Origin of the sequence: Gordonia sp. C13, from assembly GCF_023218005.1 — a bacterium.
In the GTDB taxonomy this organism is placed as follows: domain Bacteria; phylum Actinomycetota; class Actinomycetes; order Mycobacteriales; family Mycobacteriaceae; genus Gordonia; species Gordonia namibiensis.
This window is the reverse complement of sequence record NZ_JALPSY010000046.1, coordinates 1-15,406: the sequence shown is the minus strand read 5'-3', so window position 1 is coordinate 15,406 and position 15,406 is coordinate 1. Positions and strand designations below refer to the sequence as shown.

At 69.0% G+C, this 15,406-nt stretch carries 14 protein-coding genes and 1 riboswitch; of the genes, 10 read left to right on the top strand and 4 right to left on the bottom strand.

Annotation, left to right across the window (positions count from 1 at the left end; genetic code table 11):
• Both M1L58_RS22720 and M1L58_RS22715 read right to left on the bottom strand, forming a co-directional pair.
• Window positions 1-274: Lrp/AsnC family transcriptional regulator (locus M1L58_RS22720; protein ID WP_248660565.1), on the bottom strand; the 274-nt coding region annotated here is incomplete at its 3' end.
• Entirely contained in the window at window positions 271-2,136 is a 1,866-nt protein-coding gene (locus tag M1L58_RS22715; protein WP_248660564.1) for a DEDD exonuclease domain-containing protein, read from the bottom strand. The genes M1L58_RS22720 and M1L58_RS22715, both read right to left, overlap by 4 nt.
• Before the next feature lie 671 nt (window positions 2,137-2,807).
• Window positions 2,808-3,038, top strand: a riboswitch (cyclic di-AMP (ydaO/yuaA leader).
• 17 nt (window positions 3,039-3,055) lie between these two features.
• Between M1L58_RS22715 and M1L58_RS22710 the strand changes: the two genes are divergently transcribed.
• The 4 genes from M1L58_RS22710 (at window position 3,056) to M1L58_RS22695 (ending at window position 7,493) form a co-directional block, all read left to right on the top strand.
• Window positions 3,056-3,739 (top strand): C40 family peptidase, encoded by a 684-nt coding sequence (locus tag M1L58_RS22710; RefSeq protein ID WP_006867824.1) that lies wholly within the window; start codon window positions 3,056-3,058, stop codon window positions 3,737-3,739.
• Window positions 3,740-3,936: 197 nt separating this feature from the next.
• Window positions 3,937-4,956 (top strand): C40 family peptidase, encoded by a 1,020-nt coding sequence (locus tag M1L58_RS22705; protein WP_282579019.1) that lies wholly within the window; start codon window positions 3,937-3,939, stop codon window positions 4,954-4,956.
• 9 nt (window positions 4,957-4,965) lie between these two features.
• Complete coding sequence (locus M1L58_RS22700; protein ID WP_248660563.1) at window positions 4,966-6,369, top strand: hypothetical protein; 1,404 nt, start codon at window positions 4,966-4,968, stop codon at window positions 6,367-6,369.
• Entirely contained in the window at window positions 6,369-7,493 is a 1,125-nt protein-coding gene (locus M1L58_RS22695) for a glycosyltransferase family 4 protein (protein ID WP_154884375.1), read from the top strand. Before M1L58_RS22700 ends, M1L58_RS22695 begins: the two co-directional genes overlap by 1 nt.
• Window positions 7,494-7,746: 253 nt before the next feature.
• On the opposite strand, the gene M1L58_RS22690 is transcribed toward M1L58_RS22695, so the two are convergent.
• Window positions 7,747-8,694, bottom strand: coding sequence for an NADP-dependent oxidoreductase (locus tag M1L58_RS22690; RefSeq protein ID WP_006356847.1), 948 nt, complete (start codon window positions 8,692-8,694; stop codon window positions 7,747-7,749).
• A gap of 71 nt (window positions 8,695-8,765) precedes the next feature.
• Window positions 8,766-10,574 carry an AMP-dependent synthetase/ligase gene (locus M1L58_RS22685; protein ID WP_248660562.1) on the bottom strand — a complete coding sequence of 603 codons (1,809 nt, stop codon included), beginning with the start codon at window positions 10,572-10,574 and terminating at the stop codon, window positions 8,766-8,768.
• A 108-nt stretch (window positions 10,575-10,682) separates the two neighbouring features.
• On the opposite strand from M1L58_RS22685, the gene M1L58_RS22680 reads away from it, so the two are divergent.
• From M1L58_RS22680 to M1L58_RS22655, 6 genes are all read left to right on the top strand, one after another.
• Window positions 10,683-11,123, top strand: a complete 441-nt coding sequence (locus M1L58_RS22680) for a hypothetical protein (protein ID WP_127962825.1) — start codon at window positions 10,683-10,685, stop codon at window positions 11,121-11,123.
• Window positions 11,123-11,560, top strand: a complete 438-nt coding sequence (locus M1L58_RS22675; RefSeq protein ID WP_006868119.1) for an SRPBCC family protein — start codon at window positions 11,123-11,125, stop codon at window positions 11,558-11,560. Before M1L58_RS22680 ends, M1L58_RS22675 begins: the two co-directional genes overlap by 1 nt.
• A 20-nt stretch (window positions 11,561-11,580) precedes the next feature.
• The gene (locus tag M1L58_RS22670) at window positions 11,581-12,774 is read left to right on the top strand and encodes an ArsA-related P-loop ATPase (protein WP_248660561.1); all 1,194 of its coding nucleotides are present in this window, start codon (window positions 11,581-11,583) and stop codon (window positions 12,772-12,774) included.
• A 123-nt stretch (window positions 12,775-12,897) separates the two neighbouring features.
• Window positions 12,898-13,332: a hypothetical protein gene (locus tag M1L58_RS22665; protein WP_006868121.1), complete on the top strand. Its 435-nt coding sequence runs from the start codon at window positions 12,898-12,900 to the stop codon at window positions 13,330-13,332.
• On the top strand, window positions 13,332-14,336 hold the full coding sequence (locus M1L58_RS22660; RefSeq protein WP_248660560.1) for an ROK family protein: 1,005 nt from the start codon (window positions 13,332-13,334) through the stop codon (window positions 14,334-14,336). Before M1L58_RS22665 ends, M1L58_RS22660 begins: the two co-directional genes overlap by 1 nt.
• Before the next feature lie 137 nt (window positions 14,337-14,473).
• Window positions 14,474-15,184 carry a lysophospholipid acyltransferase family protein gene (locus M1L58_RS22655; RefSeq protein ID WP_248660566.1) on the top strand — a complete coding sequence of 237 codons (711 nt, stop codon included), beginning with the start codon at window positions 14,474-14,476 and terminating at the stop codon, window positions 15,182-15,184.
• The last annotated feature ends 222 nt before the right edge of the window (window positions 15,185-15,406 follow it).

Here is a 15,406-nt window from a genome sequence, read left to right as displayed (position 1 = left end):
TCTCGCCGATGGAGAAGCCGCCCTCGACGTCCGAGCTGGAGTAGCTGCGGAACGCGATGTGGGTGGCGGACTTGAGCACTCCGGGCAAGCGGTTGATCTGCCCGGTCACCACCGACGCGATGTGCTCATGGTCGCGGACGCGGATCTTCGCGATGAGGTCGACGTCGCCCGCGCAGGAGTACACCTCTTCGACGCCGGGAATGTCGGCCACGGCCTGAGCGGTCTCCGGGATCTGGTGGATGTCGGCCTGGATGAGGACGATGGCAGTGATCATGGCGCAAGCCTAGTGGCCACGAGCTCGCGGATCGGCGAGCGCTGCGTGGGTCGTGGCGTCCGGTGCACCACCGCGCGGGCGTCGGAGCGGGCGTCCCGTGCGGATTGCGACCAGCCGCGCCGGCGCTCGGCACATCCGGCCGGGAGTGCCACCGGGTCGGTGGTGGACACGATCCGGGCCCCGGGCTCGGTCATCCATCGGTAGATCAGCGCCACCTCCTCCGCCGGAGCCCCGCGCAACGGTCCCGGCTCGGGGATGACGGTCTCGGCAGCGGCGACGAGCGCGTCGACGACCGGCATGGGGGAGACGCCTCGCCGGGCACGCCCGGCCGCCGCGAGTCGTCCGTGCCGGACGACGGCGAAATGCCAGCCGCGTTCGTCGTCGGGACGGGCGATGACGATCTCGGCGATCGCACACAGCGCGGCCAGCCGCTGACACCGCGCCAGGGCGTCGATGGTCAGGGCGAGCCGGTCGCGATGTCGTGCGGCGGTCTCGAACATCTGCGCCTCGGAGAGGTCGGCGAGCCGGGCGGTGAGGTCGTCGAGGAGATCGTCGGCCTCTCCACGCATGAGGCGTCGGGCCGCGGTCACGCGCGGCAGGTAGTCCGGAACGGTCTGGGGCTGCTCGGCGGCGGCATGACATCCGCCGGGCTGGCGGACGCCGTCGGGCGTGGGGCACCAGTGGTAGCCGGTGGCCCCGTGGCGTTTGGTACATGTGCGGAGTCCGGCGGCCGCGGCGATCACGTCGGCCACCGTCGCCGCATTGTTGCGGTTGCCCACCGGGCCGATCGACTCGTCCGTGGGCGTGCGGCTCACCTTGAGGCGGGGGAAACGCTCCTCGGTGAGCGTCACCCACCATCCCCTGTGGGGCTGCTTCGACCGCCGGTTGTAGGCGGGCGCGTGCGCCGCCAGTAGCCGCAGCTCGCGGACGGCCGCCTCCAGGGCATGGGAGCACTCGACGACGTCGACGCGCTCGGCGAGCAAGACCATCTCGGTGATGCGGCGCCGGGGGTCGCTGCCGGAGAAGTAGGAACGGACGCGGCGTCGGAGGTCCACCGCGGTACCGACATAGAGGACCTCGTTCGACGGCCCGCGGAACAGATAGACGCCCGGACGCGCGGGCACGCGGTCGGCCATCTGACGCTTGGCTCGCAGACGGGGATCGGTGCGCGGCAGATACGAGGTGAGTTCTCCGACCGTCGAGATGCCCTGGTTCCCGACGCGTTCGAGGAGACGGTGGAAGACCTCGACCGTGGCGCGGGCGTCGTCCAGGGCCCGGTGGGTGGGCCGGACGGAGACGTCGAAGAGTTCGGCCAGGGCGCTGAGCTTGACCGTGGGCGCCTCGTCGCGCGGCAGGATGCGCCGCGCCATCGTCACGGTGCAGAGGCTCAGGCTGAAGGGCCAGTCCAGGTGGAGCCGGAGGGCGTTCTGCCGTAGGAAACCCATGTCGAAGCGCGCATTGTGGGCGACCAGGATCGAGCCGCGGGCGAACTCGAGGAACGCCGGCAGCACGGATTCGATCCGGGGTGCGTCGGTGACCATCGCCGTCGTGATCCCGGTGAGCGTGACGATCTGCGGTGGGATGGCCCGGCCCGGATCGACGAGGGTGGCGAACTCGCCGATCACCTCGCCGCCGCGGATCTTCACCGCACCGATCTCGGTGATGCGGTCGTCTGTCGGGCTGGAACCGGTCGTCTCGAGGTCGACGACGACGAGGGTGGTGTCGAACAGGGCGCGATCGCTGAACTCGCTCGAGATGGCGTCGCCGTCGGTCGCCTGGTCGGCGGCCTCGAGGTCGGCGAAGGTCAGTTGTCCCGACGTCCCCTGTCCTGTGGCTGCACCACCACCATCTCTGCGCGTCACGAGGCGAACACTAGTTCGATGCACCGACACCGCGGATGTGACACCCCGATCGGCCGTTCCGTTTCGGGTCGGGGAGTGCGGATGGGGTGTTGGTCGACGTCGCTTGTTACTGATGTGACGCATGTGTCGAACAGTGTGCGAACGAGTTTGTCGGTGGTGCCCCCTAGTCTCCACCTCGAAGTGAGAGATCGGCGCCGACGGCACCGAATCTGCCCGCCGTGACCCGCCCGATTCGGAGTTCAAACCCCTCCGACGGCCAGATGAGATGGAGATCACACGATGCATGTTGACTGCGCGACCTGCCCGGCCCGCCCCGTCGCCTGTGACGGGTGCATGATGACAGTGCTTTTCGGCGGCCCGAACTGGGACGATGCACCTGGTGAAGGTGGAGCTTCGGTAACGGTGCAGGCCCTCGACGACGATGCGGAACTGGACCTCGCGATCGATGTTCTCCAGTCGGCTGCAATGGTCACCAGTGCCGCTGCACGATCTGCAAGAACGACGAAAACTGCACGTCAGACGCCTTTACGGGTCGTGTCCTCGACCGAGCTCCGCGCAGGCTGAAAATCGGTGGCGAATTGCGTGTCCGTTGCCTAGTGGACACAGCGCCGACGATTTCGTAACCTTCCTGAGACCTTTGCGGAGCGTCCCGCTTCAACAGAAGTGGTCCGCGAAAGTCACCGCTCAATCGTCCTCACGGGCGAACCGGGGAACCACTTACTTCGGGCAGCGTGGCCGGGTATGTCAGCACTGACATGACCAGGCAGGACTGTCCCGATCGGGGTGAATCGCGTCAACGCGCAACAGTGTCCTTCTGGGATCTGGCTGTGCCAAAAACGCGTAGGGCCACTCTTCCGGCCCGAACCCGACAGCTAACTCGGTCGGCGGTACAGGGAGAAACTGAAGGAGAACTCGCTTCGTGCCCAAACATCGTTTGGAACAGCCCAATCGTGGGAGCAAGGTTGCCAAGAAGGCGGTGATCGCTGGATCGATCACGCTCGGTTCGCTCGCTGCCGCGGCCGGCCCTGCTCTCGCAGCCCCGGTCGAGACCCCGCTCGGTACCTTCGAGATCCCGGCCCTGCCCGGTGAGAAGAAGGCTCCGGAAGCGGCCCCCGCGCCCAAGCCCGTCGCGAAGAAGTCGCCGGCTGCCACGGTCGAGATCCCCAACGTCGGCCAGTTCACCATCCCGGGTATCGGTCAGAACCAGATCCCGCAGCAGTTCCGTCCGCACGGTGGCGCCCCCCTCGGGCAGCCCCAGCTGACCGCCGGCCAGAAGGCCGTCAAGGCTGCGGAGAGCAAGATCGGCTCGCCGTACTCCTACGGTTCGGCCGGCCCCAACGCCTTCGACTGCTCGGGTCTCGTCTACTGGTCGTACAAGCAGGCCGGCAAGACCATCCCCCGTGACAGCTACGGCCAGCTCGGTGGCGGTCGCGCGGTCTCCTACAGCGAGGCCAAGCCCGGCGATGTGATGATCTTCAACGGTGGCGGCCATGCCGGCATCTACGTCGGAAACGGACAGTTCGTCCACTCCTCGACCTATGGCACGCCCGTGAAGCGCGACGCCGTCAAGGAATGGCAGCTCACCGGTATCCGGCGGTACTGATACCAACTGAACAAGAGCATCAGGAGAGGGCGGGTCGCGAGCTTTGTGCGATCCGCCTGATCCGGTCTCGGGGGCCATCGGGGGATGACAGGGTGGTCCGCGGGGGAGGAACGAAGCGGTAGAGGAGTGACTGAACCGTGCTTTCCGGGGAGGGACCAGTGAACGCGACGCGTCTTCGCGCTCGATCGGGCCCGGTGATGCTCGTCTTGTGTCTGCTGGCGGCGATGGTGACGGTCGTCCCGCTGACGACCGGCGGTGTCGGACAGGCTCAGGCCGCGCCCGCGCGATCGGCCGATCAGCTTCTCGATCGCTACAAGCAGCTCGGCACCGAGGCCGAGAAGACCACCGAGGCGATGCACAACGCCAAGATCGAGTACGACAAGCAGCGCTCGATCGTCACCCAGGCGAAGCGGGCCGCCGCCGACGCCCAGCGCAAGCTCGACATCAGCCGTGAGCAGCTCGCCTCCTACCAGGCCAGGGTCGACTCCATCGTGCGCGCCAGCTACCAGGGCGCCCGTGTCAGCGGGCTCTACGCCGTGATGGTCAGCGACTCGCCGCAGGCGCTGCTCGACCAGATGTCGGGACTCGACATGATCTCGCGGCAGGCCGCTTCCGACCTGACCGCCATCAAGAAGGTCCGCGCCCGCACCGCGGCCGCCAAGAAGGACGCCGACCAGACCGCGCTCGCGGCGTCGGAGGCCGTCTCACGCGCCGAACGGGTGCGTGGAGACCTTCAGACCAAGCAGGCCGACCTGCAGATGCAGGCGATCCAGATCCGCGCGATCTACCAGTCGATGACCGGCAAGCAACTCGCCGCCCTGCGCGGCCCGAAGTTCGACTTCGACCCGCGGATCGTCCCCAAGGGCACCGCCGCCGCGCTCGTCGCCGTGCAGGCAGCCCTCACGCGCATCGGTGATCCGTACGTGTGGGGTGCGACCGGTCCGAGCTCGTTCGACTGCTCGGGTCTGATGGTGTGGGCCTACAAGCAGGCCGGCAAGACCATCCCGCGGTCGAGTGAGGCGCAGATGGCCGGCGGTCAGCCGGTGTCCCGCGAGGACCTCAAGGCGGGCGACCTGGTCATCTACTACCCGGACGCCCACCACGTCGGGATGTACGTCGGTGACGGATACGTCATCCACGCCTCGACCTTCGGTGTCCCGGTCAAGGTCGTCCCGCTCGACGAGGCCGGTCCGTTCAACTCCGGCCGTCGGTTCTAGACTCCTCTGGTGGTTTCACTCCGCGGGCGTTGGCGCCCGACGCTCGCGTCCGCGGTGGTGCTGCTCGTCGGTGTGACCACCGGATGCGGCGGCCAGGCGCCGTCCACGGCCGACGGGTCGACCTCCGGTGGCACCTCCACGACGACCTCGACGCCGACCAACCCTTACGAGCAACAGCGCGCCGAGGGTGTGACGCGTCTGCTCGACGACCTGACCGGGACGATCACGTCGGGGGATGTGCCGAAGATCGGGTCGTTGCTCGACGATGCGTCGACCCCGGCCTTTAGAAGCCGCTGGGTCACCGCGGCCGAGAACTTCACTCCTCGGGCGTCTGGACGCGGCGACTCCGGCGGCCCGCTGCAGTTCGCACGCTTCCGCTACCAACTGGCCCCTACTGAGGAGGCCGAGACGCTGGTACCCGCCGATGTGCAGGGTCGCCTTGACGCGAACGGCAGTTCGGACGCCTGGGTGGCACCGGTAGAGCTGCGGTACGCCCTCGGTGGTGAACGCGCACCCGGTGTCGACGAACCCGAGGTCGTCGTGACGACCCAGTTCGTGGTCGCCCGCTACGGTGACGAGTGGAAGCTCGTCGGGGACACCGCGGCACTCGGCGAGGAGCCGACCCCCACCCAGCTGTGGGAACTGCCCGGACTGTCCGTCTCCGACGTCGCCACCGCAGGTGGGACGTCGGTGGTCACCCGCTACCTCCGCACCAGCGCGGCGGCGGCGAATCTGCCCGAGCTGCTGCCCGACGCCGTCGACGCGGTGACCGCCTTCTGGGGGGATTCGTGGGATCGACGCGCCGTGCTGGTGACCACCTCCGACCAGGACGAGTTCGCCGGCCTGGTCACGCAGGACGGCGGCGCGATCGGTGCGGCGGCCGCGGCGACCGTCTACAGCCGGGTGGACTTTCCCCGGCGTACCGCCATCGGCCAGCGTGTGGTCTTCACCCCGGCCGCCGACGATCTGGCCCCGCCGACCCTCGACGTCGTGCTGCGCCACGAGCTCACCCACGTCGCAGCCCGTGCGCAAACGGCTCTCGACGCCCCGCTCTGGATCACCGAGGGAGTGGCCGAATACGTCGGCCGCAAGGGCACCTACCGGCGTCTCGCCGACGCCGCGCCCGATCTGACCGAAGCGGTTCGGGCGGGGAACACGCCGACCGCGCTGCCCGACGATGTGGCCTTCGCGATTGACGGGCAGACCTCGCAGCTCGCCTACCAGAGCGCATGGTCGATGGCCGCCTACATCGCCGACCGTTACGACGAGGCGCGTCTGAAGAGGTTCTATCTCGGGGTCGCGGCGACCGCCGATCCGACTCGTCAGGACGCCGCCATCCGGGCCGCGCTCGGCGTCAGCCGCGACGAGCTCATCACCGGATGGGGTAAATGGCTCGACGGGCAGGTCGGCTGATGGCGCGAACCCTGTTGATCACCAACGACTTTCCGCCCCGACCGGGCGGGATCCAGTCCTACCTGCAGAACCTGGTCGACCTGCTCCCGCCGGAGGACATCGTCGTCTACGCGCCGCGGTGGCGCGGCCGATCGCACATCGACTTCGACGCCGAGGCGCCCTACCGGGTGTACCGCCATCGCACGACGCTGATGTTGCCGACCCCGTTTGTCGCCCGGCGTGCAGCGGAGATCGTTCGGCGCGAGCAGATCTCGACGGTCTGGTTCGGGGCGGCCGCGCCGCTGGCCGTCCTAGCGCCCGCGATGCGGCGCGCTGGTGCACAGCGCATCCTCGCGAGCACCCATGGTCACGAAGTCGGCTGGTCGATGCTCCCCGTCGCACGTCAGGTGCTGGGCCACATCGGTCGCCACACCGACGTGATCACCTTCGTCAGCCGGTACACCCGAGGTCGATTCGCGTCGGCCTTCGGTGCGCACGCGGCACTGGAATACCTGCCGCCCGGCGTCGACGTCGCCCGCTTCTCACCCGATCCTGTTCTGCGGCAGAAGTTCCGGGACCGCCACGAACTGGGGGACCGGCCGACGATCCTGTGCCTGTCGCGACTGGTGCCGCGCAAGGGACAGGACGTGCTGATCCGGGCGCTGCCGCTCATCCGTCGAACGATGCCCGACGCCGTCCTGGTGATCGTCGGCGGAGGGCCGTACGCGGAGAAGCTGCATGCACTGGCGACGCGGACCGGTGTCGAGGACCAGGTGATCTTCACGGGATCGGTTCCGGCCGAAGAACTCTCGGCGTACCACAACATCGCCGACGTCTTCGCGATGCCGTCCCGCACACGCGGGGGAGGGCTCGACGTCGAAGGGCTCGGGATCGTCTACCTCGAGGCGTCGGCCACGGGTGTGCCGGTGGTCGCGGGTCTGTCCGGCGGAGCACCGGAGACGGTCGTCGAAGGGGTCACCGGCACGACCGTGGACGGCACCGATGTCGACGCCGTCGCCCTGGCGATCCTGTCGATCCTGGGCGACCGGGCCGCTGCGGCTGAGATGGGCGCTGCCGGACGACGTTTCGTCGTCGACAATTGGCAGTGGAGTCAGATGGCCGCCCGGTTGCGGCAGTTGCTCTGAGGCTGCTGGCTCAGCCGGGGCTGAGATGCGCCCCCGAAATCCACCCCTGAAATGCGCCCCTGCTTTCCGCCCAGCGCAGAAATGCGCCCCTGAAATGCGCCCTCTACAGCGCCGCTGGCGACATATCGCTCGCGGTGCTGCGCTGGAGGGTCGTTCTCAGGGGCGCTTTTCGGGCCGGGGCGCAAATCGGGGCGGATCTCAGGGGCGCTTTTCAGCGAGGTCGACGCCCCGGCCCGGCGGCGGCGGGCGGTGCCTACGCCTCGGCCGACACCCGTACGACGATCTTCCCGCGCACGTGCCCGGACTGGCTGCGTTCGTGGGCGGCGGATGCGTCAGGCAGGTCGAAGACCTCGGCGATCTCCGGCTTGAGGTCGCCGGCGTCGCCGAGTCGGCCCAGTTCGGCGAGGTCCGCGGCGTCGGGACGAACCCACACGTACTCGCCCCCGAACTCGTCACGAGCGCGTGCATCGATGATCGAGGCGACCGTGCCGCCGTCGCGGAGAACGTCCGGCACCGAGTCGATTGCGTCACCGCCGACGTAGTCGAGGACGACGTCGACGCCGTCGGGCGCGAGTTCGCGTACCCGGTCGGCGAGACCGTCGCCGTACGTGGTCGGTTCGGCGCCGAGGCTGCGCAGGTAGTCGTGATTGGACTCGGAAGCAGTGCCGATGACCCGGGCGCCCAGCGACTTCGCGATCTGGACCGCGAACGATCCGACGCCGCCGGCGGCGGCATGGACCAGCACGGTGTGGCCCGACTGCACGCCTGCCCGGCGGATGGTCTGGTACGCCGTCAGTCCGGCGAGCGGCACGGCGGCAGCTTCTTCAAACGACCAGCCGGCCGGCTTGTGGGCGAGTGTCCGGACCGGTGCGACGACCAGATCGGCGAACGTACCGCCGGCGACCTCGCCACCGACGAGGTCCTTACGGACGTAACCGAACACCTCGTCGCCGACCTGGAACTCGGGTGTGTCCAGGCCGACCTGTTCGACGACGCCCGCGACATCCCAACCCGGGACCACCGGGAACACGGTGTCCATCACCTCGGCGAGGTGACCTTGCCGGATCTTCCAGTCCACCGGGTTGACGCTGGTGGCGCGCACTCGGACCAGGACTGAGTCCGGTCCGACCTTGGGCGTGGGGAGGTCGGTGAGCTCCAGGACATCGGGGCCGCCGAAGCGGCTGTAGGTGATTGCTCGCATTCAGGCACCAACGGGTGCCCGGGCGGAATCATTCCACCGATGCCGCCGCATGTCCGTCCGGCGGCACCGTCTCACCGCTGGTAGATCGCCTCGATGTCGCCCGAGAACTTCTCGACCACCACGTTGCGCCTGACCTTGAGGGTCGGCGTCATCTCGCCGGTTTCCTCGGTGAAGTCCGACGGTAGGATGCGGAACTTCTTGATGCCCTCCGCGCTCGACACGGTCTTGTTGGCGGCGTCGATCGCCGACTGGACCTCGGCGAGGAGATCGGCGTCGTCGATGAGATCGGCGACCGAGGCCGACTCCGGCTTGCCGTTGCGTTCCTTCCACGCCGGGAAGGCCTCGGGATCGATGGTGATGAGCGCGGCCACGAACGGCTTTGCATCGCCGACGACCATCGCCTGGGAGATGAGGGCGTTGGCGCGGATGACGTCCTCGAGGCCGGCGGGGGAGACGTTCTTGCCGCCCGCGGTCACGATGAGTTCCTTCTTACGGCCGGTGATGGTGATGAAGCCATCGGCGTCGACGGTGCCGAGGTCACCGGTGTGGAACCAGCCGTCGACGATCCCGGAGGCCGTCGCCTCCGGGTTCTGCCAGTACTCGGCGCACACGACGCCGCCCTTGAGGAGGATCTCCCCATCCTCGCCGAGGCGGACGGTGTTGCCCGACAACGGCTTTCCGACGGTGCCGATCTTCCACGCCGACGGGGTGTTCACGCTGAACGCGGCCGTCGTCTCGGTCAGGCCGTAGCCCTCGAAGACCGGGATGCCGACGCCGGAGAAGAAGTGGCCCAGACGTGCACCGAGCGGCCCGCCGCCCGAGATCGCCATCCCACACTCGCCGCCGAGGGCGGTACGGAGCTTCTTGTAGACCAGCGCGTCGAACAGCGTGTGCTTGAGCTTGAGGCCCAGACCGATCTGGCCCACCTCGCGGGCCTCGGAGTATGCGACCGCGGTCTCGGCCGCGGCGTCGAAGATCTTGCCCTTGCCCCCATCGTGGGCCTTCTGACGCGCAGAGTTGTAGACCTTCTCGAACACTCGCGGCACGGAGAGGATCAGAGACGGTTTGAAAACCGCGAACTCGTCCACGAGGGTCTTGATGTCACTGGTGTGCCCGACCTCGAAGCCGGCCTCGATCGCGACGAGGGTTATCGCGCGGGCGAGCACGTGCGCGAGCGGCAGGAACATCAGCAGGCGCTTCTGGTCGAGCTTGATGAGGTCGTCGAGGAGGTCGCCGGCGAGGACGGCACGCACCTCGGAGAGCATGTTCGCGTGGGTCAGCTCGCATCCCTTGGGGCGGCCGGTGGTGCCCGAGGTGTAGATCAGGGTGGCCGGGTCGCCGGAGCCGAGGGTCGAACGGCGCTTGATGACCTCGTCGTCGTGGACCTCGGCACCGGCGGCGACGAGTTCGTCGAGCGCGCCGGGCGCGTCGGAGCGGTCGATTTGGAAGACCGTGACCGGCTCGGTGAGCGAGTCGATGGATTCGAAGGCGGCACGGTGGCCGTCGTCCTCGAGGATGATCGCGACGGCGCCGGAATCGCGCACGATCCACTCGATCTGGCTCGCCGAGGACGAGTCGTAGATCGGCACGGTGATCGCGCCGGCCGACCAGATGGCGAAGTCGAAGAGATTCCACTCGAGGCGGGTGCGGGAGAGGAGGGCGACGCGGTCGCCCGGGTTGACGCCGGAGGCGATCAGACCCTTGGCGATCGACGAGATGCGTGCTGCGGCATCGGCAGCGGTGATGGGCGTCCACTCGCCGCCCTGCTTCTGGCGGAACACGACGTGCTGAGGTGATCGCTGTGCCAGGTCGAAAATGATGTTCGTGCAGTTCTCGTCATCGGCGATCGAGAACTTCGCAGGCACGCTGTACTCACTCATCGTGGTTACCCTCCAGTAGATGCCGTTGTGCCGATCGTATCCCTGCCGGGAAACGCGACGTCCACCCCACCGCCGTTCGGGTGCACTACCCTGCGCCCACACGAGTATGTGAAGCTAGTGGGCGTGACGAGCATCCAGGTGGCCGACGAGGTCTTCGTCGCCGCGGCACCACGCCTGGCCGCAGCCGTGGTCGGCGACCCCGCCAACTGGCGGCGATGGTGGCCAGACCTGCGTCTGGCGGTCACCGAAGACCGTGCGGAGCAAGGGGTCCGGTGGCGGGTCGACGGGCCGGTGGCCGGGACGATGGAGATCTGGAACGAAGCGGTCCTCGACGGCTTCATCCTCCATTACTTCCTCCACGCCGAACCGGCAGGCCCTCTGCCCGGTGAACGGGGAGACGACCCTCGCGCCCGCGCCGACGCGCTGGCGGAGGAGAACAAGCGCCGCCGCGTGGCGGGCAAGGACATGTCCTTCGACGTGAAGCGACTCCTCGAGGACGGTCGCCACGTCGGCGGGCCCGCGGTCGCGGCGCCGGCGGAGGCCGTGTGATGGCCGACCACACCGAACGCGACATCGTCATCGGCGCCGACGCCGAGGACATCCTCGCCGTCATCTCCGATTTCGAGCACTACCCGGACTGGGTGACCGCGGCGCGCGAGGTCGAGGTCCTGCGCACCGACGACGCCGGGCGTGCGCTCGAGGTGCGCTTCGTGCTCGACGCCGGTGTCCTGCAGGACACGTATGTGCTTGCCTACGAGTGGGATCCGGACGGGACCTCGGTCTCGTGGCGGCTGGTCTCCAGCGATCTGCAGAAGGACCAGCGCGGTCGCTACAGTCTGACCCAGCAGGTTCCGGGTTCGACCAAGGTCACCTATGAGCTCATGGTCGATCTGCAGGTACCGATGATCGGACAGCTGAAACGCCGTGCGGAGAAGGCGATCACCGAGGCCGCGCTGCACGACCTGAAGAAGAGGGTCGAAGGCTGATCGATCTCACCCCCATACATGTGGTGCTCGGTCCGGGAGGCTCCGGCGTCTCCGCTGTCGCCGCCGCGGCGGCCTCCCAGCGGCCCAGCGCTCCTCGGGATTCCCGTCGTGCCGTCACCGGGCCGGAGCAGCACACCCTGCTCATCACCGTCGACCGCTGGTCGCCGGTGCACGACTGGGCCCGGGTCTACCGGCAGCCCGGTGAGCCGGTGGCGGTCTCGAAGTTCCTCCACCTGCTGACGCTCGACCGCCTGGATCTGACCGAGCGGACCTGGTCGGCGTTCGTCGACGTCCTCGAGCACACCGCGGGTCGCAGCAAGGCCGTCCTGCCCGGGGTGGGAACCCTCTCCGGCATCGACGCCGCGGAGCTCACCTCGCTCCCGGGTATCGACGACTTCCTGCTGTTGCGTCGTATCCGCGACGAGGCGACGAGCGGGCGGTGGCAACGGATCATCGTCGACTGCTCGGGATGCGGCGACCCGTTGCAGTTCCTGCGCGGGGGATCGGTGCTGAGCCAGGCGCTCAACCGCTTCTGGCCGCGGCACCGACGCCTCGCGACGGCGTCCGAGCGGCCGGTGATGGCCCCGCTGACCGCCGCCGTCGACGCCATCGATCGCGACTGTGCCGATGTCGCCGAGCTGTTCGCCGACGCACACGCGGTGGCCGTTCACCTGGTCCTCGGTGCCGACGACCGTGCCCGCCGCCTCGCGGAGCACTATGTCGCCGGTGCCGACGTCATGGGGCTGCCGCTGGCGTCGGTCCAGGTGAACCGCGGGGTGGGTGCGGAGTCCCCGGAAGAACTCGCCGCACACGTCGAGGGGATGCTCGACGATCCCGGCGGCAACCGCGGTGTGCGAGTGGCCCTGGTGGACCGGTCCGCGGAGACGATCGATCGCATGGCACGGCTGCGCAAGCTCGCGGTCCGGCTGCCCGATCCGCACGGCATGGCGCGCGGTTCGGCCGCGTCGGTCGTGGAGACCGTGGCCGGCACGGAGACCGCCTTCCGGTTGTCGTGGTCGCAGCGCCTCCCCGAACCCGATTCGCTGGCACTCGGACGCAGTGGCGACGACCTGCTGGTGACGATCTCCGGCTTCCGCCACCCGGTGCGCCTACCGTCGGTGTTGCGCCGGTGCACCGTCGTCGACGCGGCGTGGGAGGACGGGCGGCTGATCGTCGGCTTCGTACCCGACCCCGCCGTCTGGCCGCGTCGGTAGTCGGCCTCCCACGGCGCCCGGGGACCGCCGCGCGGTACGGTGCTGGGACGCCCGTCCACCTGTGGTGGCGGGAGCCAGCGGCACGAGGCCTCCGGGTACCAGCGGCGAGGGGAGAGAACGCGAATGGGCACGGACGAGGGGACGTCACAGGGTGACGGGCCCGGTCGTGACGACCACGGTGCTGCGCAGGGCGATCCGGTCCGGGACCTGCTGCTCGGGCTCGCCAATCAGATCGACGCGCTGGCGGCCCTCTTCGCCGGTGGTCGGCAGGAAGCGACCGCCGCGGCCTCCGGGTACGCCGCCGCGTTCGGCGCCGACGGCCCCGTCGGTGCCGCACTGGCCGGCGCGTCGGGCGAGATCAGTTCGCTGCTGAGCGAGATCGGCGACCTCGTCGCCCGACTCCTCGCAGCGGTCATCGCCGTCCTTGAGGCCATCGCCGAGGCATTGCGGTCCGCCCCCAGCACGGTTTCCGAACCCCGGCACTACGAGCCGATCGCGGTCCGGATCAGCAGTTCCCGACGCCCCGACGCTCACACCGGGTCCGACGAGGAGCAGTGATGGGTGAGCTGACGATCGGGATCGACATCGGCGGCACGAGCGTGCGGGCATCGGTGGTCGACGACCGCGGCACGATGCTCGACACCCTGCGCGCCCAGACCCCGTCGACGGTCGAGGCCCTCGAACACTGCCTGGACCGCCTCGTCGGCGAGCTGACCTCGCGCTGGGATGCCAAGGCCGTCGGCCTCGCGATCGCCGGCTTCCTCACCACCGACCGCAGCATCGTCCGGTTCGCACCTCATCTGCCGTGGCGTGAGGCCCCGGTGGCCGAGGACATGACCCGGCGCGTCGGCATCCCGGTGTTCGCCGAACACGACGCCAACGCCGCTGCGGTCGCGGAGGTCCGGTTCGGTGCCGCCGCCCGCGGGCACAACACGGTGGTGCTGGCCATCGGGACCGGCATCGGCGCGGGCTTTGTCATCGACGGCGAGATCTACCGCGGGAGCTACGGCGTCGCGCCGGAGCTCGGACACCTCACGATCGTCCCCGACGGGCGCGCCTGCGCCTGCGGGAAACGTGGCTGCTGGGAACGGTATTGCAGCGGAACGGCGTTGGTCGACACCGTGGTCGAGCTGCTGGCCGACGGTGCACCTCTGAACGGCGACTGGGGACGCAGTCAGCTCGCCGCCGACGTGGCCGCCGACCCCGGTTCCCTGACCGGACGCCGGGTCGCCGGTGCGGCCGCCGACGGTGACGCCGTGGCCCTGGCGGCCTTTGCCCGGTTCGCGACATCCCTGGGGCAGGGGCTGGCGATGATCGCCGACATCTTCGACCCCGACCTGATCGTCCTGGCCGGTGGCGTCGGCGCGGCGTCGGGCCTGTTCCTCGACGAGGCCCGCGAACACTACGCCCGGCAGGTCACCGGTGCCGGCCACCGTCAGCTCGCCCGCATCCGCGGCACCCAGCTCGGCGAGACGGCCGGTGTCGTCGGCGCGGCCGAGGTTGCGCGCCAAGGACTACGGGCCGCGGCGAGCCAGTCGGCACCGCCGTCGGCCGCCCGCTGACGAATCCGGGGACAGTCGGTACGGTCCGACGCAGGTATGGTCTTGATGTCGGGACCGAGGGGTGAGGGGTTCCGGCAGTGGGGTCCGATGTCGACAGCGACATCGGGTCGAGTTGGTGGCGCGGCGAGGAGAGTCTCATGTGGTACTGGGCGTTCAAGTACATCTTCCTGGGGCCGATCCTCCGTGTCCTGGGGCGCCCGACCATCGAAGGTCATGAGAACATCCCGACCGACGGGCCCGCGATCCTCGCGAGCAACCATCTGGCCGTCATGGACAGCTTCTTCCTGCCCCTGATGGTCCACCGTCGCATCTACTTCCTCGCCAAGAGCGAGTACTTCACCGGCACCGGACTCAAGGGTGCGTTCCAACGCTGGTTCTTCACCGCGGTCGGACAGATCCCCATCGACCGGTCAGGCGCTGCCGCCGCCGAGGGCGCCCTCACGGCCGCCCGCCGCCAGCTCGACAACGGCAGGCTGATGGGCATGTACCCGGAGGGCACCCGCTCACCCGACGGTCGCCTGTACAAGGGCAAGACCGGCCTCGCGCGGCTGGCGATGGACACCGGCGTGCCGGTCATCCCGGTCGCCATGATCGACACCCACAAGTTCAACCCGCCCGGGTCGATCCTCCCGCGCCCCACGAAGGTGACCGTTCGCATCGGCAAGCCCCTCGACTTCTCCCGCTACGAGGGCATGGAGGGCAACCGCTACATCGAGCGTGCCGTCACCGACGAGATCATGTACGAGCTCATGCAGCTCTCCGGCCAGCAGTACGTCGACGTCTACGCCGCGAGCCTCAAGAACAAGACTCCCGAGGTCGAGTCGCCGGCGACTGACGCTGCTGCTTGACTCGATTCACGTACGGAACCGTGCCACCTTCTGCTCCCTGAGGTCGGGGCTCTGCCACCACCTTCTGCTGCCTGAGGTGCGGGGCGGTGCCATCTTCTGCTCGCTGAGGTGCGGGGCGATGCCATCTTCTGGTCCCTGAGGTGCGAGCGAAGCGAGCCACGAAGGGTGGCGACGTAGCTCACCAGGCCTTCGTGGGGCGGGGGGGGGGCGCCCCCCCCCCCC

Excerpts from the sequence above, each read along its gene's own strand:
- M1L58_RS22685 (WP_248660562.1), bottom strand. The coding sequence starts at position 10,574 with ATGAGTGAGTACAGCGTGCCTGCGAAGTTCTCGATCGCCGATGACGAG.
- M1L58_RS22665 (WP_006868121.1), top strand. The coding sequence starts at position 12,898 with ATGGGCACGGACGAGGGGACGTCACAGGGTGACGGGCCCGGTCGTGAC.
- M1L58_RS22660 (WP_248660560.1), top strand. The coding sequence starts at position 13,332 with ATGGGTGAGCTGACGATCGGGATCGACATCGGCGGCACGAGCGTGCGG.
- M1L58_RS22695 (WP_154884375.1), top strand. The coding sequence starts at position 6,369 with ATGGCGCGAACCCTGTTGATCACCAACGACTTTCCGCCCCGACCGGGC.
- M1L58_RS22655 (WP_248660566.1), top strand. The coding sequence starts at position 14,474 with ATGTGGTACTGGGCGTTCAAGTACATCTTCCTGGGGCCGATCCTCCGT.
- M1L58_RS22705 (WP_282579019.1), top strand. The coding sequence starts at position 3,937 with ATGCTCGTCTTGTGTCTGCTGGCGGCGATGGTGACGGTCGTCCCGCTG.
- M1L58_RS22690 (WP_006356847.1), bottom strand. The coding sequence starts at position 8,694 with ATGCGAGCAATCACCTACAGCCGCTTCGGCGGCCCCGATGTCCTGGAG.
- M1L58_RS22675 (WP_006868119.1), top strand. The coding sequence starts at position 11,123 with ATGGCCGACCACACCGAACGCGACATCGTCATCGGCGCCGACGCCGAG.